The sequence below is a fragment of the Paenibacillus phytorum genome (assembly GCF_013141715.1).
Lineage (GTDB): Bacteria > Bacillota > Bacilli > Paenibacillales > NBRC-103111 > Paenibacillus_E > Paenibacillus_E phytorum.
In genome coordinates this window covers 181,489-202,759 of sequence record NZ_WHOA01000125.1, presented here as the reverse complement: position 1 = coordinate 202,759, position 21,271 = coordinate 181,489, and the positions used below count along the sequence as shown (strand labels likewise).

Sequence of the window (21,271 nt, the reverse complement as noted above, 5' to 3'; positions counted from 1 at the left end):
CAACAGTGAAAAGAAGAGGTAGCCCAAAGATGAACACCCTATGGGACAGCCTCTTCTTTTTTTAACAAATAATTTATATGTTTTGGGTTTGGGGTAAGCAAAGCTTACCCCTTTTTTTTTCGTGTGCTCCAGATTAAGCGCGTTTTCCGAGCTTAATCTGCATGGACGCGCGTGACAGTCTGCTGAGAAGTCGATTTTCGGCTTCTCAGGCTCTGTCAACGAGCATCGGCTCGCAGAGCTCTCGCTGTAAGAGCGGTTTTCGCGGAAGTACAAAGAAAAAAGCCCTTCAGTAATGGGCTAGGATAACAGCGATATCTCTATCATTAAATTGAATGGTACCCTCTTCTGATTTCGTAAAGAAATGTCCTCTGGATTCAATATAATGGCAAAGTCTAAGCAGAATTTTGGGCTCTATATTTAGAAGCGTTGAAAGTGAAAAAATGTTTTTTTGATCATTGGTTGCTTCAACCATTTAACATAATTACCTCCTAATAATGAATTATATATGTATCATAGTACATGCCCCAAGTCACTTGTTGTCGAAATGTCGGGTTAACAAAACTTTCAATATTTGGATGATTTCTAATCCTCCTGCCAAACATAAAAGCCCTTGAATCCTCCACAGGGAGGCTCAAAGGCTTACATGGATCCCTCTGCTGACGGAATCAGATCTTTAATTCCCCAAGCTTGATCAGTTCTACAACCGCTTGTGAACGACCCTTTACGTTCAGCTTTTGCATGACGTTCGCAATGTGTTTTGAAGAACAACATTATGTATAAGCAAATGATGATCGCTCCTTGATTGAGGAGCGATCATTTATGTTTAATACACTTCTAAAGGCTATATAACTTCATACTTATTTTAAAGGGACACCATTTAAATTCAATAATTTAGGGGAATAATGGTTGTTAATAAATGGAAAAGAAGGGATTGTCGTGTTGACTTATTATCAGAAAACGATACTTGCCTCTCTTATTGATTACTCATACCAAGCTGTTGAAGAACTTAGGGAGAAATACGATGTTCATCTCCTCATACGATGGAGGAGGTTAATCAAAAAAATAGAAACAAATTTTACATTGCCTTTATTTTATGCAACGTCTTGGGATATGTCATACTCCGATCCCCTCTGTGATAAACATGAGGTACCAGAGGTGTTAGATGACTTTCAAAGGTTCGAACTACTCAGGGAACTAATTGAGTTCTCTAAAGTCTTAGTGAAAACGGTAAAGTTTAGCGACAATATGTATGATTTGAAGAATGCTGTTTTTCGTCTAGTAAATGAAACTCTACAACAGCAATTCGGTTTCGACTACCGCGAGTATTGTAAGCAAAATCCTTTACCTATTAATATTTACACCTACATGATGTCTAATGGGCTTCGTCAAGTGCATCTAAACGATGAGGAATTGGTTTGGGTATTCCCTCACAATATTAATGAGAACACAACATTTTATACTTCGGGTATTTTTGTACACGAGGCAGAAGCATTATGTTATTTGGGAGGAGAAAGGTTGCTGAACCGAATTCTTGACTATTGTCGTCTTAATTTGCATGAGGCAGTACAATTTCATAAGAAGCGAAAATCAATATAATGCCAAGGGCATATCCGCCTTTTGGCATTTTTTTTGGTTACAAACGCGAAATTTGCAGGAAAAAATTAGAAAAAGTCGAATAGTTTTAGTTTATTATGCTATATGACAAAGGGTGCTGAAATGACTACTACAGAGACTATTGAATTTACCCCATATCACAGTGCAATCCCGAGCTGGAGCGGCTATCAATATCAAGGGAAAGTTGCACTCAATGTTGTACTTGATTACATACTTAAAATTAGCCCAGATGATTACGAAAATTATCGGCTTGAATTGGAATGGTATGAAGATTTTTGTATTCTGAATGGGGAGAATTATGTATCCATCCATCAGGTGAAGTCTTACAAGGCTCATAATCTGAGTGAATATAAAGATGCCATATGGAATTTACTAGGGAAAACGCTCCTTAATCCATGTGGTGGTTCCTATCTCCATTCTGCAACTGAAATTGAGTCTGTAGAGTCAATCAAGAAGAGATTAAATGAGTTAGCCCCTCCACCAGCTCCAAAAGCAACTAAAGATCCGTCACAATTAGACCCTCCAACAGAACCAAAGGCAACTAAAGGTCCACCAACCAGTCCTAAAATTAAAAATTACTCACCTAGAGATTATTACGACATGGTAAAGGCAGCCGATGCTTATGAGGAAGTTTTTACATTGTTCTCAAAATATACATACTCAGATTCAAAAAGCTATTGTCCATTATCTGAATTAGAAAGCGAAATAATTGAGCGCATAAAGAAATATTACGTTCAAAAGGATATCAAACCCACTGAAAAACAGCTAGATGTGGTGTACCATTACCTTTTAGGCGAGGTTGATAAACATATTACCCGCAGACATATTAACGAGCAAAGCGATGAAGAAGTTGAACAAGTTCCAGATAGAATAGGTTTTGGGAAAATAATCAAAGTGCTTGAATGTAACTGGGAAGAGCCTTCGGAAGATTATGTAATACATCAATTAAGAAACGTTTTTCACAGTATTTGTGAGAATATGTCTGAAGAACTTCATCATAAAACCACTCAAGAACAGGACTTTGAACGGCATGATGATTTACTGAGAGTGGAAGAATATGTAAGCGCGATAAGTGAACTTGATAATTCTGAATTTTTCACTTTTTGTCAAATGGTTACTCCTCATATTCACATACGAAAGGCTAATGATGAAGCCTATAGAGATCTAATACCCGAAGATGGCATCGAAGTTCTTATTTATGCATTTTATGAAATCAAGCAAAGAATGAGTTCAAATGATTACAAGTATGTTGTTCAGGAACAATCACAAAACATCGTCTACTTACCGACAACTGTAAAACTTAACGCAGGTAGAATAAGAAGTGAAGACAGGTTGAAATCCACTATTGCGAGTAATATATTAAGCAACGCTGCCATAAGAAATAATTTATTTGAAATCGAAGTTATGATTACTGACAACTTTAACTCCGAATCGTTAGAAAATGCTGCAAAAAAATATACAGATATTGATGACGAAAGCTCCAAAATCAACGATAAGATTACTAAAATAAAAAGAATTCGCTTGATTGATATTAACACTGCAAAGGGAGAACTGAATCAATGATTAGGCTAATTGAAAATATATTTGAAGAAAACGGTTATAACATTCGTTCCTTAACGTCGCAAGAACCAATTATTTTTGCTTCTGATTCAAAAAGGTCAAGCTATTATCTAGCTATTTTTTTAGAGGGTACTACATTTGATAACACAAGCGTTGAACACTTGAATGATTATTACGATGCTATTAAGGGGTTAGAAGAAGGATATGAACCCCAAATGGACAAAAACTTGTCAATGTTGGTTTGTGTGAAAAAGACTGATACAGGATCTGATCCTGCGCTGAATAAAATGATCTTTGATATTGAAGAAGATCCTTATCTTTTCAAAAAGTACGTCTTGACATATACCAATCACCAGGTTGAAATGGCATTGCAAAAAGTAAATGGGCTTAGCGTTATGTCGTACCTCCATTCATTGCTAAATAACGAAGTTGCATTTCAAGAACATAAGAAAACTCCAAATAGTGAGTCAGAATATAATCTGGTAAGCAAACTCTTTATCAAATTGCCATTTCTCGATATAACAACAAGGAATAGAGAAATCGCAAGTTTAGAGGATACGATAACGAATTCACTTAGCCCCGACTTACTCGAAATACGTGATGAATTGCTGAAGTTGAACATCGTTACTAATGAAGATGCTGAGGGGAATATATATTCTCAAACTGCTGATGAAGAAACGTTACGGACAAGGCTTATGGATTACATAGGTTTGGGGGGGAAATAAATGGCTAACTACACTATTAGTAGAGTTCTTATAGAAAATTTCAAGGCAATTGACCACCTTCTTCTGGATTGGAGAAAGGGTCAATTAATTGTGTTAGATGGTCCAAATGGCTTTGGAAAAACAACCATTTTTGATGCAATTGAATTGGCTTTAACGGGCAAGATCGATAGAATTAAAAGACCTGATGATGCTCGTGTAGCGTATGGGGATCTGTTATTTAGCAACGACCCATCAAAGGACATCTTAATTAAAGTGCAGTTTTCGACCAATAATGAAGAAACAGTTACATTAGTTAAGTCACTCCCTGCAAGAAAAAGACTAACAGGGACAGACAAACAGCCAGGTAAGTGGGAAGTATTTGATACACACATCCTAGAGTCATTCGATAGCCCTATAAATGACGAGACAAGTTCTACACAGAAAGTAGTTAATGAAATATTTGGAGTAGAGGAACTTGAACGACTATATAGTTTGTTTTATTACATTCAACAAGAAGATAACACTTCTTTCTTAAAGAGACCTGGTAAGGATAGGATGGCCGAAATAAGCCGTCTATTTGACACAAATGCCGAGGTTGAGGAGAAGAAGTATTTTGAAGGTTTAGTTAAATATATAGATACTGGAAAGAGAAACAAGACAACGGAAATTAGTGAAATTAGAACTCGCTTAGAATCTTATGTTAATCCTGAGGGAGTCCTAAATAAAGATGTTACGGAGTACGAACCCTTGTTGGGGGACATTGCTGATAAACTATGGGATCGGGAAAATCTTACTGTTAGCAGTAAGGAGATGCGTGATAAATTCATTAATGAATTACTTTTAATAGAAGACTTCATTAGCCATTTTGATCAATATAAAAAGGCTACATTCAATCTACAGTTAAACAAGTATGCGGATAATAAGACATTGCTACAATCAACAATAAGCGTTGCCTTTTTCCTTGATAAATATCAGGAAATTAAGCTTAAAGTTGAAAAAGAAAAAAAGCTTCGGCGCTTTTTAGTACAATTGCAGGATTATCAAAAAAGTATGTACACCATAAATTATGATGAATTACATAACGAAGTTAAATTTGATATAACAACGGTAAAACAAAAAGTTGAGACGATAAAGAATCAAACTCAAAATGCTTCCATGCTATCAAAAATTGTGAGTGAATTAAATCAAACTAGAGACAAGCTATTAGAACAATTGAACACTTTCCATTCTCACAAAGGGGAGTTGAAAGAAGATTGTCCTTTTTGTGGCTATGATTGGGGAGACCATGAGAGGCTTCTCGCCGAATTCCAAACCAAAAAGGAGTATTTTTCCTCCTTATATGATGATTCCACAATAATCCAAGAGCACGAGATAAAAGAGCTTTTTCATACTCACTTCGCTGCTATTATTCAATGGCTTGAAAGTTATCTTTCAAATCCCGAAAACATAATAAATGAAACATTTTACAGACAGTTAGAACACGGCTATCGCCGCGAGAGAGAAATAGCCCCTTTTCTGGACTGGTGTGCACAGAACAACGTCGATTTTTCTGTACACAGTAACAAACAATTCAATAGTCCATTAGAGAATGTCGAGCTTGCCGCTGAAAATTTATCGAACGAGCTTCGCGGGAGAAAGCATGTTATAGAAGTGGGGTATGCTGAGTTCGATGAAAAATTTACAACCTTCCAAACATTGTATCAAGAGAACTTTAATGGGCTTGAAACTAACGTAGAAAAAATAAGAGTCGAGGCAGTTGAACGTAAAAAAAGATACATTGATTATCAATTTTATAATCAAAATGAAGAAAAAAAAGCAGAGGATGAAAAGCAACTAAACAAATGTAATGAAGAACTTAGTAATCTAACTAAAAAGTCTGAACAAATTAAACAGATAATTTATAACTACGATTCCTCTATAAAAAAGCATTGGAAGAAGATAATGGTGGATATTGAGGTGCCGTTTTATATTTATAGTGGAAAGATAATTCAGAATTATCAAAGAGGTCTTGGGTTATTCATTAAGGATGAAGCGCAAAGTATTGTTTTTGTTTCCGACAACACTTCGGATCATGATGCGCTAAACTTTCTAAGCTCAGGTCAGTTATCTGCACTTGTCATATCCTTTACGCTTTCTTTGAACAAGGTGTATGGAAATAAAGATCTAGGTGTAATATTAATTGACGACCCTGTTCAATCCATGGATGAAATTAATATGGCCTCTCTAACAGAGCTGCTTAGAAATGACTTTCAGCACAAGCAAATAATTATTTCTACACATGAAGATGATGTATCGAGATATTTGCAATATAAGTTCAGTAAATATGGGGTAAATGCACACAGTTTTAATATGAGGGAAGAATCACATCTGAAAATATAAACCTTGCCGTTTGGATGTCCCGAGAAGTTTCTGACTATTATCTGAAATGAATCATTCAAAGCTAGAACCTTTGTATAAGATTTTAAAATTAACATACACAATCATTAACCGAGAAAAGTTAAGAATACAGTAACCATGTCTACCTTCTAACCGAGGATCAAATTGTATCAATCAATTTGGTATTGGATTATGCCTAATTTTTCCTTGTACCTTAAGGGTACAAGCCATTTTCAAGAGTAAAAATCTCGGTTAAGCAATGTGTTCACGATCGAGAACACATTGCTTAACCGAGATTTTTTTTCCGTGCCTATCCATTAACCGAGATAGTTTTTTTAAAAATATTGGAAACCTTTAATTCGAATTCTATTATGCTTTTCCTCTAATGGTCCACGCCGATATGGTTGTTAATTTATATGAACTATCTGGTACAAAAAGACTGAAAAACAGCTTGAGACGATATTAATCCTCTGAGACAAACCTTTACTGACACGATAAAAAACCTGATGATTAACCAATCAGGTTTTTTGTCCATTAGTCTTCGCTTAGATCCTTATAAATACGATAATGTAACTGACCATCCCTATTTACTGTTATTTTTTCAACAAACATTGTGATAATACTTCGAATTGATTTAGAATTCAAGCTCTCCCAGTCTGCGTTGACCATTTCCATAAATTTTTCCGAATAATTATTATCCGACTTAAAATCATTAATTTTATTCAACTCTTTCACTTTACTTTTCAGCAATCTTACTTCGTTGTCTAACTTCTGGATGGTAACTCCTTTTGTAATACTAAGAGCTATTAGCATAGGCTCTTGCGTTCTGTTTTCTTGAGTTCTGTTTTCTTGAGTTCTGTTTTCTTGATGAATTGTATCGAATTTTTCATCCCACATTTTGAGCAACTCTTGTTTCTCAGCTATAGATTGTCTTAAATTTTCGATTTCAAATGTTAGATTGCCCTCATCATGTGTTATAACAAAACTAATTCTACCTAAGAATTGGGTGACATTAACTCTCCTGAGCTCTTTCCAAATATCTGAAATTAATCTGTGAGCGGTGTCCAATGAGATTTTGTACATACATGAGTTAGAACGGCAGCGATAAATCAAACCTCCATACTCCTTTTTACCTTTCCCTGTCATTTGATTTTTACATTCCAAGTTAGCTTCGCAGTGCGCACAAGTAAGGATACCTTTCAAATAGAAGGGGGTGGTGAAATGACGTGGCTTGATGTCCTTTCTTTCCAAATATAGTTTCCAAGTTTCTTCCCACTGCTCTAACGAAATAACAGGGTCCTTGATTTGAAGACTCTTACGCATGATCCAATTATCTCGATTATATTGGATAGAGTTACGGGAATTCTTCTTACGGCGACGCATAGCAATATACCCTGCATATAATGGATTAAGTAAAACCGATTTAACTTTTTGGGAATCCCAGTGATTTCCCACTATTTCCTCCTTTTTTAATGAATCTGCAACCATTTTAAATGTAGAACCATAGTTCTTGTACCGTTCAAAGATTTCTTTAACAATAACTAATTCTTCACTAATGGGATTAAACCTCTTGTTAGCTTTATTATATTTGTATCCATATGGCGCACGGCCGCCAGGCCACATTCCATTTTGAGCCACTGTTTTTTTTCCATTAATCGTATCAATACGAATTTTCTCTAAACGAAACCGAGAAATACCATCCCTCACCGCGTTGCTCATGAGGTCACCTGTATCATAAAAATCCTCTGATTCAATTAATAAGATGGGGATGTTCAAATTTCCCATCTTTTTCCGAATGAACTCATGTTCTTCTTGATCACGGGAAACTCGTTCAAAATCCCAAACTAACACATAATCAAATTGTTTTTTAGTCGCATCTGCTAGAAGTGTTGCAAATCCTGTCCGTTTTTCAAGCTTGACTTTCTCTGCTGATACTCCTGGATCTTCGTATCGATTAACGATGTTGCAACCGTACTTATTCACAAACTCATTAAGTGTGTTCGTTTGCTTCATAATATCTTGTTTCTTTGTTGAAACTCGTCCGTAGGTTACACCGCGTTTTTCACTTCTAACTAGTTCAGCTATTATTGGATTCATTTAGTATCTCCGTGTATTCTTTTATATAAGGATGCTTGAACTCAAATCTGATTCCATTTTCCAAAAATACTATTTGGGACACTGTTTCTTTCAATAAAGGTATTAATTGTTTAGAATCCATGTCTAAACTTAATTTGACAAACCAATCTTCCCTTTTCTCATCTTTGTATTTTTCAAGTAGTTCTAGATTTTTGTTCAGTTCTTTCCTGCGAGATTCAATAAATACTTGAAGTTCTTTTACACCCTCCAGATTTTCAAGCAATTCCTCTAATTCCAATTCAGATAGAACGCCATTGATCCAACGAACTGTAAACTCAGAAACATGATCATTACTACGTCTCATTTGATCTTCAAGATTTTTGATCCACTTTTCAATCGAAGCTATTTTCGATTGCATAGAATACGTCAGCAATTTCTTCCAGTGGTCTTCAAAAATGTGATTCAAATGATGATTTAAATGGTTTATTAGCAAACTCTCGAATTGGTTTTTTTCAACCTTGAGATGTTTACAACGATATATCCCACAAATCTCATTATTCACTAATGCTTTTGTCGTTTTAATCCGTTCCTTGCAGAGTGCACAAAAAACAAAGTCCTTCAATAAAAAATTTATTTCAATTTCATCTAATTTTTTTCGAGGCCTTGAAGAACTTTCTAGTTTTTTATTAACCAAGTTCCACAATTCTTCACCAACACAGTTGAGTTCAGGATTATTGCTCCACACATCTCCGTTAATAAATTTAAAGTTGAAATGTCTCTTTCCTTTGTACGCTGGATTCGATAAAATATTGCGAATTGCTTGATCCTCCCAGGGCTTACTTTTGCGATTGCTCATTCCTAACTCAAACATCTTCCTTACAACGTCACTTACACTTTTGCATTCATCACTTGCGTATAATTTATACATCAGCTGCACTTGTTCCATTTCTTCTTTAACGACCTTATAAGAATCGGTTTCTTCTTTATTTTTCACATCTTTATTATCCACATCTTTTTTAACACAACCATAAGGGTATCTGCCCCCAGGGTTTTTATCTTGATTTGCTACGGTCATTCTTCCTTGTGATAATCCACTAACAATTTTAATTGCTTCATTTTGATTAGCGGCCCCGAGCATAGATTCCACTAACTCTCCACTGGCAGAGTAATTCATTGGAAGTTCAGCACTCGTGAAAATAACATTTAAATTATGGTTTTTAAAAATTCTGTATATTGCCATATGCTGCCCATAATTTCTAGCCAATCGATCACGCCGCATTACAAGTAAATTTTTCACATTACCTCTTTTTATTTCATCAAGAAGTGCAAAAAATTGTACTCGTTGAGAAATTTCTGTTTTTCGTGCGGATGTTTTCGGATCAGCATATTCCCTGTCAATTACCAAACGAGAGTTCTTAGCTGTTTCATAGGCGAGATTTTGTTGGGTGTCTAAAGAAGTTTTTTGCTTGTCTTCGTCAATTGAATTTCGATAATACGCAACAGTAAGCATTCTTTCACTCCTTCACATCTTCTTCATCCTCTTCCTTTAATTTCTGCATCATGATATCCAAACACATGTCGAACCATTTTTTAGCTGCGTTTGGATCATGCACATAGCTAATTGATGTGACTTTGACATTCTTGAGTTCTTTATATTTCCCCAATACGAGCATCCTCCAATTTCTGTATTAATGTGTATGTTCTCCTTGATGATTTTTTTCCTATTGCCTTGCAAAGTTGATTCATTTATTTATCTCCTTTCCAATATGGTTGTCTTCATACTCAATATATATAAGCGAATAATTATATATGCATATAATTTTGAAATAAGAGTTAAATAAGCCACTTTTCCATATAACTTGGTGCCTGTTATAAGATCATGGATATTCGATAATTAAGGGAATATATAATCGATTGATTATATGTATGAATGAATATTCAAAAAAATGGTTAGTATTACCAGTATAGCTATTAAAGGCTCTAAATTTGTTGCTCAAAACATTTGAACAAACAGTTGAAATTTACTTGCACATAAGGGGGCTAAAGTTATGAAATGGATGCAAGTCAGTGAACCTTTAGAAAATCATCCAAGGAAGGATTTACTTACTTATTACAGTCGGCAGTTTAATTTAAACCCATTAGTTATACTCCATCTATTTAACCTTGGGATTAATAGTGAGTCCAAAATAGAAAATTTCTTATTTCCATCCTTTACTCAATTTAATGATCCTTATTTGTTTAGAGATATGAAAAAGGCAATTTATTTTATTGCAAAAGCAATTGTTAACCATGAGTTGATAGTTATCTTTGGTGACTATGATGTTGATGGTATGACTTCGTCGGCCATTTTGTATAAAGGATTAAATTCTTTCAAGGCTAACGTCCAAGTACGATTACCATTAAGGGAAGAGGGATATGGCTTATCAGCACATACAATTCATAGCTTGCCTCAAGAGACTGCATTGATAATAACTGTTGATAATGGCTCTAACGCTCATGAGGCCCTCTCAATCGCAAGGCAAAGAGGCATTAAAGTAATTGTTACTGACCATCATGAGATTACGGATGGGGAACCTGACTGCGTGGCTTTTATTAATCCTAAAATGGAACTTGAAAATTATCCATTCAAAGAGTTATGTGGAGCTGGTGTTGCTTTAAAAGTAGTACAAGCTCTATTCATGGCTGACAAGAAACCATGGGAAATGTTAATAAAGGAATATATCGAACTTGCAGCACTTGGAACAATTGCTGATTTGGTTTCCTTGACGGATGAAAATAGAACAATCGTTTATTATGGCTTACAGAAGATGAACGTTGCACCTAGTTGTATTTTCAAACATCTATTCTCATTACTGAAGATAAATGAAGTGGACAGTACAAAAATCAGTTTTCAAATAGCTCCAATTTTTAATTCATGTGGTAGGATTGGCGATCCTAATAAAGCGGTTCAACTGCTTATTGCAAAGGACCCTTGTATGGATGAACTTCGTGCAATGATACACATAAATACAGAAAGAAAAGAAATGCAAAGAAATCAATATGTAGATTTAAAAGAAAGAATTCTTCAAGAGAACATGCAACGTGGGCGAATCATAGCTATTCATGGAGAATATCACAAAGGAATTGTTGGGATATTGGCTGCCAGAGTTACGGAAGAATTTAAGAAACCTGCGATCGTCATATCGGCAGATGGCGTAGGGTCTGCTCGAATTGTACATGGTACCAATTTTTCAATGATCAATACTCTTACGCGATGTTCACAATATTTAATAAAATATGGGGGGCATAAAGCAGCGGCTGGATTAAAAGTTTCGACGGAAAGGCCACAGTTAGAAGCGTTTTTTTCAGCGCTACATTCTTCAGCTGAGTTGGAAGAATCATCTTCACCCAAAGTACATTATTTAGCTGAAATGCCATTTGAGGCTTGGGACAAGAATGGCATAAATGATTTCCAAACGTTAGAACCTTATGGATTAGGTAATCCCAAACCAATATTTTATTCACCACTATCAAAAATTCAACATATTGAAATCTTTGGAAAGGCATTAGAGCACTTGAAGCTCATCATCAACAAGAAAGAAATCATTGCCTATGGTAAAGCTGGTCTCTATGATGAGCTCGCAGAAGGTCTTACAAAGGGTTTGTACACTTTTGGAGAAAGACAATTTCATTTCAATCTACAAGAGATATCTAAATAATAAATAAGGTGCTCCTAATAAATTATGTTAGCAATATTATTTTCAGATGAATGTCTAATATGAACGAAGTTGGCAATAATGACATTCAAATGGACATTTGAATGTTCATTACGGGGAGGCTTGTACGATGGCTGATAATGTGTCCGCGTCATTATCGCATGAGAAATTAGAAAAAACTCGTGAAACAGTGCATACACAAAGTTTGAGTGGAATTGTAAGAATGTTTAAAGTCTTATCAGATCAAACAAGAATGAAGTTGCTCTACGTTCTTTGTTTAGAAGAGGAAATGTGTGTTAGTGACATTTCCAAATTAGTTGGTTGTTCCATCTCATCCGCATCCCATCATCTTCGGTCCTTAAGACGTTTAGGCTTCGTAAGCGATAGAAATGTAGGTAAATCGGTTATGTACTCGATAAAGAATGACCGATTGAAGCAAATGATGATGCTTGCTTTGGAATCATCCCAATAACAAGAGTACCTGTTTCACTTTGGTGCTCTTTTTGTTTCAGCAAATTGAATTGCAAGTGAGTTCTAAATTAGATACAATATAGGAACAAACGTTCTATATTGAGGTGAGGGTATGTTATCCCAGATTGAACAGTCGAAGTTGGATAGGCCGTTATTAGAAGAAGTGAAGTATGAAGAAATCATTCGAACAATGGGTGTAGCCATATTTAATGATCTATTAGTTGAGGTTTCCATTTGGTCCGATTATGGGTTGCAGAAAATAATTGGCAAGATCCCCAAGGTCTCTCCTGTAACTAAACAAATACAGGTAGAAAATGACGAGGAGTATGCTTGGATAGGGATCGAGGACATAATGGATATAATTCTACTCTGAGGTTAAAAAAAAGGTGTAATTATATGCTGTTTTCTCCTATAAAGCCAATGATTGTTTCCATCGGTAAAGATGCTTTTGATGATAATGAATTTATTTTTGAACCCAAATGGGACGGATGGAGAATTCTCTTACACAAAAAGGGTACACGTTTAGAAGCGTATACCCGAAATGGTAATATTGTAACGAGTAAATTTCCTGAATTGAAGGAAGCTGTTTCTTCAATAAAAGTAGATACGGCAATACTGGATTGTGAAGGTGTATGTATTCGAGACGGCAGATCCGTGTTCGATGATTTTTCATATCGTGGTCGTATTTCTGATTCAGCAAAAATTAAAGCAGCGCTTAGAACGCATCCTGCTACCTTTGTTGTTTTTGATGTATTACTTACTTCTTCTGAGCACCTGAAGGAACCACTAATGTCCCGTAAAAGTCGACTGAATGAGATTATAAGTAGCACAGACATTATTACTCCAACTGCTTTTATCGAAGGGCGAGGAAAAGATTTAAGCTCTTGGAGCATTGAACATGATATGGAAGGTATTGTTGCGAAAAGGAAAGATTCTAAGTATGTCTTAGGTGTAGAAACGAAAGATTGGTTGAAGATTAAGAATTTCAAAACGATTGATACCATAATTTTAGGTTATCGAACAGAACCACAGTTTGGTTTGGTCTTAGGACTGCACTTTAAAACAGTTAAGTATAAGCCTGTCGGTATTGTTGAATTTGGTTTTAGGATGGATGACAAGCGAGCATTTTTAGAAATAGCAAAACAGATACAAACTAGAATTGATAAGAAAACATATTGGATTGAACCAAAGCTTTGTTGTCGGATTCAATATCTAGAGCGAAGCGATCAACATCAGCTTTGAACGACTATATTTAAAGGTTTTTTGTTTGAAAAAGACCCTGAAAACTGCTATTGGACGTATTAATTATCTAAACTTTGTGTCTAGCTCACTCCCCAAGAGTCAATAATGATAATGAGAATTTGTTAAGGGGAGATTGTTACAATGTCATATGTAATTGTTGTGTTAATAGTTGCTGGTTTTATGGGATTTTACCTATTGAAGACGAAACAGGAATTAGATTCGATAAGACGATCAGCGATTGATTTTATATCAATCAACGAAGAGATGAAAAAAACGCTGCTTGTCGGATTGTATCAACGCTATATGAAAAGTGAAGATCCAGAAAAAGAAAACCCATTAGACTTTGAACGATTCGTTGCTAAGATTATGTCTGATGTAAATCAAAGTGAAGCATTTGTAACTAGTGGATCGGGTGATTTCGGAGTTGATATTGAAGAAAAACGTGGTGATGGGTTGTATCTTGGGCAAATTAAGTGTCATGCCGACTATAACCCAGTCTCATTTGACCCAATTGCGATTATTCATTCGCAAATGATAAAACAAAATGCTAAAGGTGGTTATGTAATTACCACGAGCACGTTTACCCCAAATGCAAAGGCTTATGCAGAGGGATTAAATATAAGACTAATTGAAGGACGAGAATTAATTGATTTGTGGGTTAGAAGTTTGGAGCATAAAAATGCTTCATCAAAATTCATATTCAATCCTTCTATTGCTTGAAATAAAAGGGAGTCCGCTATGTAAGCGCGGACTCCCTTTTATTTAGCAACATGCATTAACCAGACCATACTTTACCGTGATATTTGAAATGATTGTTTGACTAGCTTTCTTTAAACCAAGAATGAATCTAAACGTTGGTCCGTGTGAATGTGACGAAAGTGGTCCAGCAAAATAAAGCCCAGGAATACTTGATTCGAATGATTCGTCTAGTTTTGGAAATTGAGAGAAATCATTTTCCCGAACGATACTAGTGAGCAGTTCCTGGGGAAAAAAAGGAACTCGTTCAAGGTTAATTCGGAATCCAGATGCTGAAATGACATGATCGACAACACGCAAAGTTCCATCCGATAGGATTAGTTTTATCTTGTCATCGGAAGTTTGTTCAGCTCCGACAATCGTAATGCCACTTGTCTCAGGTACTTTTCCTTCTACATAAGGTCTTAGGAAGTGGGCTACACTGCCTGGTGATTGACCCCATTCTTCTTGTTTTTCATCTTGGGGTAACTGATAAAAAACGTCCCCGAGATTACGAAGCTGAATTTCATCTGCTGAGCTTCCTGCATAATTGGCGGATTCTCTTCGATACAGAAGCTCAACATTGCTTCCAGCTATATGCAGAAGAGCAGCTGCCTCCCATGCGCTTTGTCCGCTTCCAACAACGGCAACATTTTTATCTGCAAATGCTTGAAAACTTGTATAACCAGATGTATGAGAAACGAGGTGTGCAGGTAGGGATTGAAACAGATCGGGCATGTATTTGTAATGTTCAACACCTGTCGCAATGATCACATTTTTAGCTTGAAAACTTTGTCCCGTTTCAGTTTCAATGAGATAGTCTTCACCATCCTTAGAGAGGGTGGTAACGAGCTCAGGGGTAAATTCCACACCAGCTTCTTTGGCGAACCACATCGCATAATCAACAAATATAGGTCGAGGCAGAGGTGTTACAAGCTCAACTCCCGTTTCTTTTGCAAAGCGATGAATCGTAAGTTCATCCTGTGCGTCTGAGAAACTACAAAAGTCGTGAGGCGTACGAATGAACATATTTTGTGGCATTTGGTTTTTCCAAAAATCCATAGGGTACCCTAAAATTCTATAACTCAAATTGTTAGCTATCGCATGTGCAGCGAGTGAGATCCCGTAAGGACCTGCCCCGATAATAATTAGGTCGTACATGTTAGTCCCCCCCCCTTTAGAAGCTCTCTATAAAAGCTTCTCCATTGCCATAACATCAATAAATTCCCCATCTAGGATTCCTTGATTCTGAAATACACCCACTTCGCGGTACCCTGCTTTTCGATACAAACTCTGACCTAGATGATTAAACGGAAATGTGAATAGTACAATTTTGTAGAACTTATTTTCTTTTCCCACTGTTTCGATTTCGCGAAGCAGTTGACCGCCAATCCCTTTGCCGCGATGATCCCGATGAATGTAAATTGATAAATCACCAACACCATCATAGGCACATCTGTTGCTATAGGGGTTAATGGAAGCCCAGCCTACAACAATTCCATTATCTTCGGCTACAAGAACGCTAAATCTCCCTTGATGCTTGTCGTACCACTCTTGCATGTAGATTTCATCTTTGGGTTCGGATTCCAACGTAGCGATGCGGTCTTCGATCCCTTGATTATAAATCTGAAGAATGCTTGAGATATCCGCTTTGGTGGCTCTTCGAATTAACAGCATGTATTCTTGTCTCTGAAATCAGTTAATTTAATGTTAGTCGTTGTCGGTTCAGGCGTTGTGCAGCATACAGAAGAAACAGGTATAACGTGATCTTCTGCTGCTTCAAATTCCGAATCCTCACGTGTATAAAACACTTCCCATGGGTTTCCCTCAGGATCACTCACCCAAATTTTATCTTGAACAGCATAGCAACAAGTAGTATTCATTTCATCAAAGGAGACCAGACCAGCTTCTTGTAGGCGGTGCTTAGCTGCTAGCACTTCTTCTGTATTCTGTACTTGAAAACCAAAATGGTTAAGAACTCCTTTGTTATCGTAATCGCGGACATTTAGGGAAAAATGTAGAGCTGGCTGATCTAACTCGAACTTTGCATAATTCTCCTTTACTTTGGTTGGTTCAGCATCAAATAACTTTTTGTAAAACGCTAGAGATTGTTCAAGGTTTTTTACGTTGATAGCAACATGCATTTTCATAATTAACACACTCCTCTTGAATTTTTCAATAATTGATATTTGCAACTATATGATAAAAATGAACTCCTCTTTATAGAGGAGGCGTACAGCAATTTGGACTTTGACTCATTGCATCACTAAGAATTTGAAGGCTTTCTAGGACTTGTGCCTTCTTTTCTGGAGGAACATGTTGAAAAATTCCCAGGACATACTCTTCCATCGTCTCCGCTATCTCATCGTACTGTTTCTCCCCTGTTTCAGTAAGAGAGAGTACAACGTAGCGTCGATCCTTAGGATCAGGCAGACGGTTAATCAAATCGTTCTCGACGAGTTGCTGGACCTGACGACTCAGCGTACTTGTATCAATGCTCAAAATTTCGGATAGCTCGTTTAAAGAAATATTTGGACGTTTGTGCAGCTCATACATGATATGGCTCTGCACGACAGATACGCCGCAGCACTGGGCACCATCTTTCTGAAGTAAACCAAAGCGTCTGACTAGTAATTGAAGGACTTCACGTACGTCTACGTACTGTGGTAATTGTTTCATTATGATCACCTGAAATATTTATAACATACAATAGTTGATAATTGCAAGTATTTCATTTAACATTTAATTATCAAACATATCGGAGGTAATGAATTGAAAACTGAGGAGCTTTGGACGAGATTTAGTACGGATTTATTGTCATTTATACAAAAGCGTGTACGTAGCGAGTTCGATGCCGAGGATATTTTACAGGATGTATTTAGAAAGATTCATCTCTCCGTTCATACATTATCCGACGAAAGTAAAATTCAAAGTTGGATGTACCAGATTACGCGAAATGCCATAACGGATTATTATCGTACTTCTGCCCGCAGAAATGGAGCCGAAACCCATTTTGATGATGAGATAGAACTTATAGAAGAGACTGAGGAAGCAAGTAATCTGAACAACCTTGTTAGTGGCTGGCTTTCCTGCATCGTGCAAGACTTGGACGAAAAGTACAGAGAAGCGATCTTGCTGACTGAGTTAGGTGTTCTTAATCAAAAGCAGCTTGCAGAGCGGCTTGGAATTTCAGTCTCGGGAGCTAAATCGAGGGTACAGCGCGGCAGGGAAAAGATAAAAGAAATACTCCTGGCTTGTTGCCATATTGAGCGAGATCGTCTTGGAAACGTCATTGATTATCAGAGAAAATCAGTAAGTTGTAACTGCAACCTGTGTTAATTATGAAAAAGGTTATTGGATTTGCGTCCTTTTGTAAATACCTCCGTCTTAATAGCTGAATAAACAATTAGGAGGCTGATCCATATGACAGATGTAAAAAAGGCAGACAATGATGCTTGTTGTGCAGATGATTGCTGCACTGATAATCTCCAAATCGATGACTGCTGTGAACCAAACTGTTGCAAAACGGAAACAAACAAGACTTCTGGCTGCTGCTAACTTAAATTTTTAAAGTTAAGGTGGGGTTTGGGATGCTAAATGAGTATGCACTGGGGAAAATGGCAGAATGGAAAGCGAAGGAAATGGAACAATACTTTGTTCAGCGCGATCCACAAAACAAGGATGGTAGTATAAGTAGGCAATTGTCTGGTTTAATTAGTAGTAAAAAACAGCAAACAATTTGTTGCTGCTGTTAACTGGTGTATTTGATTTTAACTCGTTAACTAAAAAAGCAATGGGCAGACCATAGAGGTTGTCCATTGCTTTTTGGTGTTATTTGTTCGTAGAAGTTATTACTTACCTCGTTCTTAGGAATTGACATGTTTCCTTCGAATACTTCTCACCATTACTGTCAATTACGATTTCACTATCGTGAGATTGTATGAGAATATTGCTTCCCATCAGTTCTCCATTTAAAAAAACTGAAATGGGTTGATGGAATACGCGCATCCGTTCAAAATCCGAGTGCTCGATGAGTTGCCGTTGTTTTGCCATGTTGAACTCCTCTAAAGAAAAATGATATGCACTATTATTACATATATAGGGTGTTATTTACAGACGTTTTTGTATTGTATTGATAATATTGAAATCACTCCATATAATATAAGAACTAATGTTCTCGTGTGGTGGTGAAGCAAACTTGGACTCGACTCATAAATTAACTGCTACGTATGTTTCACGATATTTAAATGATTGTTTTGGATTGGAAATAAGCCCTGATGATCTATTACGCAAATATCCATGGCACAGGTTAGTTTGGTATCACTTTTTTGCCTATGCTTTTTACAAAGAAAAAAACTACTATGAGAGTTGGGATGAAGTTCCTGATCCAGTTGAAGGAATGATTGTAAATATCATCTCTTTGGAGGTGTTGGATCGATTTCAGTATAGAAAAGGAGTTTGGCATGATCTCGGATCTGCCACAGCGGATTGTTGGAAGGAATAATGAATTTTAATTTTACGTTATGTTATTGTATTGCAATCTTTCACTCTTACGGAGGGGAAGTGTTAAGTAAAATAATAATAATTAAATATTATTTTCATTTGGAATTAATAAATCACACCTATAATAAAAGCCAACCCCCTTTAAAATATAACTTAGACCCTCAGCCCGTTGCTGAGGGTCTCCTTTTTGTCACTAAACTAACGGGCAGTAGAGCATGGAGGAAGCTAGTTACAAAAATTGAAGGATTGGGCAGCTTATCAAAGCGTGAAATTTAAAAAATGAGAGAAATGTATTAAAGGAGATTAATACACGGGAATAGAATACAACTTCTATGATTTGCCGATTTACCGAGCAATCGAACGAAACCGCAGGGGAGCACTTTACGTCGCGAGAGGTATTCTGCTTGATGGTTAGCCTGCTTTTCATTGAAGACGAGGACGTATTAGCTAAGCCAGGTGTTGTATGCACGATCTGTGAAATAATCACGTCGAGTTCGATACAATTTAACGATTAGCCTGTTTGCCGTTTAAGGGGGGCATTTTCCAAAGAGGGGTGTGCAAACGGCGTAGCATTAAAAAGAACAGAGGTAGGAGTCCTGTGAATCATGATGCAACTTAAAGATATACTAAGAAAAAACATTAGAGACTTACGGAAGGCTCACGGGGAGTCCCAACAAGAACTTGGAAGAACGATTGGCTATGAACACAATATGATTTCCATGATTGAAAGTGGCGCACGAGATGTTAGTATGGAAACTTTGCAAGCAATTGCTTCACATTACGGATATCCTCTTGACCAATTAATCCGAGCAGATTTTTCAGAATTGAATTATGCTGACTTAGCCCTTACTTGGGAAAACGTCGTATCGATGATTAAGGTGGTTTTGCCACTATTGGTTTCAGACAAAGCCTTGGAAGACGAATGTTTTGCAAAAGGATATAAATTCACCCAGGAAATCGCAGATAGCTTTAGTAAAGCTGATAGTGTAATAATGCGAAGTGTCTTTGAAAGGGCAATGGATGCGTATGCAGAATCATTAGAGAAATATGAAACAAAGGAATCAGCGGCAAATATGCTGTGGTTAATTTACGTACAATACTCACTACTTCCAGATGAACACTGGATTGCGATAGGTAAGGCAATACAGTTTGGAAAAGCACACGGCAAGGATTTTGTTAAGAAATACGTTCTCAGTAAAGAAAAAAATATCACCGAAGCCCAGAAAACGAATAAAATGCAATATGCCCGCGATCTGAGCGGTTCTATATTGGCGTTTATAGAGTTTCTAAAGAGTTCACCTGAATACGCCAACATTGCAGATTACTACTTGGCACTTCGATATATCATTGGCATAGTAGATACGGATTACAGTCAGGAGATAAATCAAATTATCGGCATGGAAATGATGCTGTCGTATTTGTCGCTCGGTAACCCATATGCTTTTTCCTACTTTAAAAAGGCACTTTTTAAATAAATCTGAATTTCACACATTGTGAACTTCAATCTTTGTTTTTTTCGTTATACTGATTCCAACAGACACGCTAAATGAATCAGTAAGGAGTTGAATCAGATGAATGAAGAAAATAAAGGAGTTATCGATAAAGTCAAGGTGAAAATCAAGGAAAACAAAACCGAGATTATTATTGTGGGTGTCACAGTTGTCGCCGTGGTAGGGGTAGTTCTGATTACGAAGAATTGGGATTCCATAAAGAGGTTTGTTTTTTCGAGCGATTTGAAAAACAATATTAACAAACAAAAAGACATTAACCTCATGACAACTGCGCCTGTTAACGTCAGCATTATAGAAAATGTAACTATCGAGTGTATCGAGAGAGCCGTCGATGTGAACAAGCACATTCGAAACCTCCCTGATGGGAGGATCGCCTCACTGAGCAAAATTGAGTCTGCACTGGAACATGGTTTTATATTGGAAGAACACCAAACTTGGGTTGACGCATACACCAAGATGTGTGCGTAATTGAGGAGGGGCGCTAATATGGGATTATTCGATATTTTCAAGGGAAAGAGCTGGGAAGAGGAAAACGCATTTACTGGCAAAACTCCACCTTGCCCACATTGCGGAGAACCCTTGAGAAAAAAGTATGTTTATAGTGATATGTGTTGCGAAAATATGAGTTGTCCAGATTTCTATGGTTCAAAAGAGGACGATACCGATGAGAGTGAATCCTTAAGCGTTTACGATGCTGCACAAATATGGGCATCCAACGGAAAAGACGAGGATTATACTTTTGGGTACTCTGAAGAAGAATTAGAAGACGCTTTATAAAAATTAC

General features: G+C 36.7%; 25 protein-coding genes and 1 pseudogene. 15 read left to right on the top strand and 11 right to left on the bottom strand.

Annotated features, from left to right (window positions below; translation table 11 throughout):
- The 3 genes and pseudogenes from GC098_RS39575 to GC098_RS19230 all read right to left on the bottom strand — a co-directional run.
- A partial coding sequence (locus GC098_RS39575; RefSeq protein ID WP_216625332.1) for a hypothetical protein occupies window positions 1-219 on the bottom strand: 219 nt, incomplete at its 3' end.
- A gap of 67 nt (window positions 220-286) precedes the next feature.
- Window positions 287-472 carry a hypothetical protein gene (locus GC098_RS19235; protein ID WP_171644868.1) on the bottom strand — a complete coding sequence of 62 codons (186 nt, stop codon included), beginning with the start codon at window positions 470-472 and terminating at the stop codon, window positions 287-289.
- A gap of 193 nt (window positions 473-665) precedes the next feature.
- Window positions 666-755, bottom strand: a pseudogene (locus GC098_RS19230) (helix-turn-helix domain-containing protein); the annotation flags it as partial.
- A 151-nt stretch (window positions 756-906) separates the two neighbouring features.
- Between GC098_RS19230 and GC098_RS19225 the strand changes: the two are divergent.
- From GC098_RS19225 to GC098_RS19210, 4 genes are all read left to right on the top strand, one after another.
- The gene (locus GC098_RS19225) at window positions 907-1,596 is read left to right on the top strand and encodes a hypothetical protein (RefSeq protein ID WP_171644867.1); all 690 of its coding nucleotides are present in this window, start codon (window positions 907-909) and stop codon (window positions 1,594-1,596) included.
- 102 nt (window positions 1,597-1,698) lie between these two features.
- Window positions 1,699-3,177 carry an ABC-three component system protein gene (locus GC098_RS19220; RefSeq protein WP_171644866.1) on the top strand — a complete coding sequence of 493 codons (1,479 nt, stop codon included), beginning with the start codon at window positions 1,699-1,701 and terminating at the stop codon, window positions 3,175-3,177.
- Entirely contained in the window at window positions 3,174-3,899 is a 726-nt protein-coding gene (locus GC098_RS19215; protein WP_171644865.1) for an ABC-three component system middle component 1, read from the top strand. Before GC098_RS19220 ends, GC098_RS19215 begins: the two co-directional genes overlap by 4 nt.
- Window positions 3,900-6,257 carry an ATP-binding protein gene (locus tag GC098_RS19210; protein ID WP_171644864.1) on the top strand — a complete coding sequence of 786 codons (2,358 nt, stop codon included), beginning with the start codon at window positions 3,900-3,902 and terminating at the stop codon, window positions 6,255-6,257.
- Window positions 6,258-6,788: 531 nt separating this feature from the next.
- Here GC098_RS19210 and GC098_RS19205 read toward each other — a convergent pair.
- The 3 genes from GC098_RS19205 to GC098_RS19195 are packed head-to-tail and all read right to left on the bottom strand — an operon-like array spanning window position 6,789 to window position 9,994.
- Window positions 6,789-8,351: a recombinase family protein gene (locus GC098_RS19205; RefSeq protein ID WP_171644863.1), complete on the bottom strand. Its 1,563-nt coding sequence runs from the start codon at window positions 8,349-8,351 to the stop codon at window positions 6,789-6,791.
- The gene (locus GC098_RS19200; protein ID WP_171644862.1) at window positions 8,332-9,840 is read right to left on the bottom strand and encodes a recombinase family protein; all 1,509 of its coding nucleotides are present in this window, start codon (window positions 9,838-9,840) and stop codon (window positions 8,332-8,334) included. Before GC098_RS19200 ends, GC098_RS19205 begins: the two co-directional genes overlap by 20 nt.
- 4 nt (window positions 9,841-9,844) lie before the next feature.
- Entirely contained in the window at window positions 9,845-9,994 is a 150-nt protein-coding gene (locus GC098_RS19195) for a hypothetical protein (RefSeq protein ID WP_171644861.1), read from the bottom strand.
- 384 nt (window positions 9,995-10,378) lie between these two features.
- Here GC098_RS19195 and recJ point away from each other — a divergent pair, with 384 nt between their 5' ends.
- The 5 genes from recJ to GC098_RS19170 all read left to right on the top strand — a co-directional run bounded on the left by recJ (window position 10,379) and on the right by GC098_RS19170 (window position 14,458).
- The gene (gene recJ / locus GC098_RS19190; RefSeq protein WP_171644860.1) at window positions 10,379-12,028 is read left to right on the top strand and encodes a single-stranded-DNA-specific exonuclease RecJ; all 1,650 of its coding nucleotides are present in this window, start codon (window positions 10,379-10,381) and stop codon (window positions 12,026-12,028) included.
- A gap of 127 nt (window positions 12,029-12,155) precedes the next feature.
- Window positions 12,156-12,497, top strand: coding sequence for an ArsR/SmtB family transcription factor (locus tag GC098_RS19185; protein ID WP_171644859.1), 342 nt, complete (start codon window positions 12,156-12,158; stop codon window positions 12,495-12,497).
- Window positions 12,498-12,608: 111 nt separating this feature from the next.
- On the top strand, window positions 12,609-12,869 hold the full coding sequence (locus GC098_RS19180; protein ID WP_171644858.1) for a YolD-like family protein: 261 nt from the start codon (window positions 12,609-12,611) through the stop codon (window positions 12,867-12,869).
- A 47-nt stretch (window positions 12,870-12,916) separates the two neighbouring features.
- Window positions 12,917-13,738, top strand: a complete 822-nt coding sequence (locus tag GC098_RS19175; protein WP_246358706.1) for an ATP-dependent DNA ligase — start codon at window positions 12,917-12,919, stop codon at window positions 13,736-13,738.
- A 141-nt stretch (window positions 13,739-13,879) separates the two neighbouring features.
- Complete coding sequence (locus GC098_RS19170; protein ID WP_171644857.1) at window positions 13,880-14,458, top strand: restriction endonuclease; 579 nt, start codon at window positions 13,880-13,882, stop codon at window positions 14,456-14,458.
- A 42-nt stretch (window positions 14,459-14,500) separates the two neighbouring features.
- Here the strand turns inward: GC098_RS19170 and GC098_RS19165 are convergent, their stop codons facing one another.
- The 4 genes from GC098_RS19165 to GC098_RS19150 all read right to left on the bottom strand — a co-directional run bounded on the left by GC098_RS19165 (window position 14,501) and on the right by GC098_RS19150 (window position 17,152).
- On the bottom strand, window positions 14,501-15,634 hold the full coding sequence (locus GC098_RS19165; protein WP_171644856.1) for an NAD(P)-binding domain-containing protein: 1,134 nt from the start codon (window positions 15,632-15,634) through the stop codon (window positions 14,501-14,503).
- Between the two features lie 27 nt (window positions 15,635-15,661).
- Window positions 15,662-16,150, bottom strand: coding sequence for an arsinothricin resistance N-acetyltransferase ArsN1 family A (locus GC098_RS19160; protein WP_171644855.1), 489 nt, complete (start codon window positions 16,148-16,150; stop codon window positions 15,662-15,664).
- On the bottom strand, window positions 16,141-16,626 hold the full coding sequence (locus tag GC098_RS19155; protein WP_376773904.1) for an ArsI/CadI family heavy metal resistance metalloenzyme: 486 nt from the start codon (window positions 16,624-16,626) through the stop codon (window positions 16,141-16,143). Before GC098_RS19155 ends, GC098_RS19160 begins: the two co-directional genes overlap by 10 nt.
- A 67-nt stretch (window positions 16,627-16,693) precedes the next feature.
- The gene (locus GC098_RS19150) at window positions 16,694-17,152 is read right to left on the bottom strand and encodes a MarR family winged helix-turn-helix transcriptional regulator (RefSeq protein WP_171644853.1); all 459 of its coding nucleotides are present in this window, start codon (window positions 17,150-17,152) and stop codon (window positions 16,694-16,696) included.
- A gap of 93 nt (window positions 17,153-17,245) precedes the next feature.
- On the opposite strand from GC098_RS19150, the gene sigZ reads away from it, so the two are divergent.
- Window positions 17,246-17,812, top strand: a complete 567-nt coding sequence (gene sigZ, locus GC098_RS19145) for an RNA polymerase sigma factor SigZ (RefSeq protein ID WP_171644852.1) — start codon at window positions 17,246-17,248, stop codon at window positions 17,810-17,812.
- A 251-nt stretch (window positions 17,813-18,063) separates the two neighbouring features.
- Window positions 18,064-18,228 (top strand): hypothetical protein, encoded by a 165-nt coding sequence (locus GC098_RS19140; RefSeq protein WP_171644851.1) that lies wholly within the window; start codon window positions 18,064-18,066, stop codon window positions 18,226-18,228.
- Between the two features lie 100 nt (window positions 18,229-18,328).
- On the opposite strand, the gene GC098_RS19135 is transcribed toward GC098_RS19140, so the two are convergent.
- The gene (locus GC098_RS19135; RefSeq protein WP_171644850.1) at window positions 18,329-18,526 is read right to left on the bottom strand and encodes a hypothetical protein; all 198 of its coding nucleotides are present in this window, start codon (window positions 18,524-18,526) and stop codon (window positions 18,329-18,331) included.
- A gap of 145 nt (window positions 18,527-18,671) precedes the next feature.
- Here GC098_RS19135 and GC098_RS19130 point away from each other — a divergent pair, with 145 nt between their 5' ends.
- From GC098_RS19130 to GC098_RS19115, 4 genes are all read left to right on the top strand, one after another.
- Window positions 18,672-18,977, top strand: a complete 306-nt coding sequence (locus GC098_RS19130; RefSeq protein ID WP_171644849.1) for a hypothetical protein — start codon at window positions 18,672-18,674, stop codon at window positions 18,975-18,977.
- A 604-nt stretch (window positions 18,978-19,581) separates the two neighbouring features.
- Entirely contained in the window at window positions 19,582-20,451 is an 870-nt protein-coding gene (locus GC098_RS19125; RefSeq protein WP_171644848.1) for a helix-turn-helix domain-containing protein, read from the top strand.
- 96 nt (window positions 20,452-20,547) lie between these two features.
- On the top strand, window positions 20,548-20,955 hold the full coding sequence (locus tag GC098_RS19120) for a hypothetical protein (protein ID WP_171644847.1): 408 nt from the start codon (window positions 20,548-20,550) through the stop codon (window positions 20,953-20,955).
- An 18-nt stretch (window positions 20,956-20,973) separates the two neighbouring features.
- Window positions 20,974-21,264, top strand: coding sequence for a hypothetical protein (locus GC098_RS19115; protein WP_171644846.1), 291 nt, complete (start codon window positions 20,974-20,976; stop codon window positions 21,262-21,264).
- The last annotated feature ends 7 nt before the right edge of the window (window positions 21,265-21,271 follow it).

Bases quoted from the DNA above. Each gene is read 5' to 3' on its own strand.
- GC098_RS19180 (WP_171644858.1), top strand. From the start codon at position 12,609: ATGTTATCCCAGATTGAACAGTCGAAGTTGGATAGGCCGTTATTAGAA.
- GC098_RS19115 (WP_171644846.1), top strand. From the start codon at position 20,974: ATGGGATTATTCGATATTTTCAAGGGAAAGAGCTGGGAAGAGGAAAAC.
- GC098_RS19125 (WP_171644848.1), top strand. From the start codon at position 19,582: ATGATGCAACTTAAAGATATACTAAGAAAAAACATTAGAGACTTACGG.
- GC098_RS19165 (WP_171644856.1), bottom strand. From the start codon at position 15,634: ATGTACGACCTAATTATTATCGGGGCAGGTCCTTACGGGATCTCACTC.
- GC098_RS19140 (WP_171644851.1), top strand. From the start codon at position 18,064: ATGCTAAATGAGTATGCACTGGGGAAAATGGCAGAATGGAAAGCGAAG.
- GC098_RS19150 (WP_171644853.1), bottom strand. From the start codon at position 17,152: ATGAAACAATTACCACAGTACGTAGACGTACGTGAAGTCCTTCAATTA.
- GC098_RS19135 (WP_171644850.1), bottom strand. From the start codon at position 18,526: ATGGCAAAACAACGGCAACTCATCGAGCACTCGGATTTTGAACGGATG.
- GC098_RS19170 (WP_171644857.1), top strand. From the start codon at position 13,880: ATGTCATATGTAATTGTTGTGTTAATAGTTGCTGGTTTTATGGGATTT.
- recJ (WP_171644860.1), top strand. From the start codon at position 10,379: ATGAAATGGATGCAAGTCAGTGAACCTTTAGAAAATCATCCAAGGAAG.
- GC098_RS19215 (WP_171644865.1), top strand. From the start codon at position 3,174: ATGATTAGGCTAATTGAAAATATATTTGAAGAAAACGGTTATAACATT.
- GC098_RS19120 (WP_171644847.1), top strand. From the start codon at position 20,548: ATGAATGAAGAAAATAAAGGAGTTATCGATAAAGTCAAGGTGAAAATC.
- GC098_RS19160 (WP_171644855.1), bottom strand. From the start codon at position 16,150: ATGCTGTTAATTCGAAGAGCCACCAAAGCGGATATCTCAAGCATTCTT.
- GC098_RS19235 (WP_171644868.1), bottom strand. From the start codon at position 472: ATGGTTGAAGCAACCAATGATCAAAAAAACATTTTTTCACTTTCAACG.
- GC098_RS19220 (WP_171644866.1), top strand. From the start codon at position 1,699: ATGACAAAGGGTGCTGAAATGACTACTACAGAGACTATTGAATTTACC.
- GC098_RS19205 (WP_171644863.1), bottom strand. From the start codon at position 8,351: ATGAATCCAATAATAGCTGAACTAGTTAGAAGTGAAAAACGCGGTGTA.
- GC098_RS19185 (WP_171644859.1), top strand. From the start codon at position 12,156: ATGGCTGATAATGTGTCCGCGTCATTATCGCATGAGAAATTAGAAAAA.
- GC098_RS19175 (WP_246358706.1), top strand. From the start codon at position 12,917: ATGATTGTTTCCATCGGTAAAGATGCTTTTGATGATAATGAATTTATT.
- GC098_RS19210 (WP_171644864.1), top strand. From the start codon at position 3,900: ATGGCTAACTACACTATTAGTAGAGTTCTTATAGAAAATTTCAAGGCA.
- GC098_RS19200 (WP_171644862.1), bottom strand. From the start codon at position 9,840: ATGCTTACTGTTGCGTATTATCGAAATTCAATTGACGAAGACAAGCAA.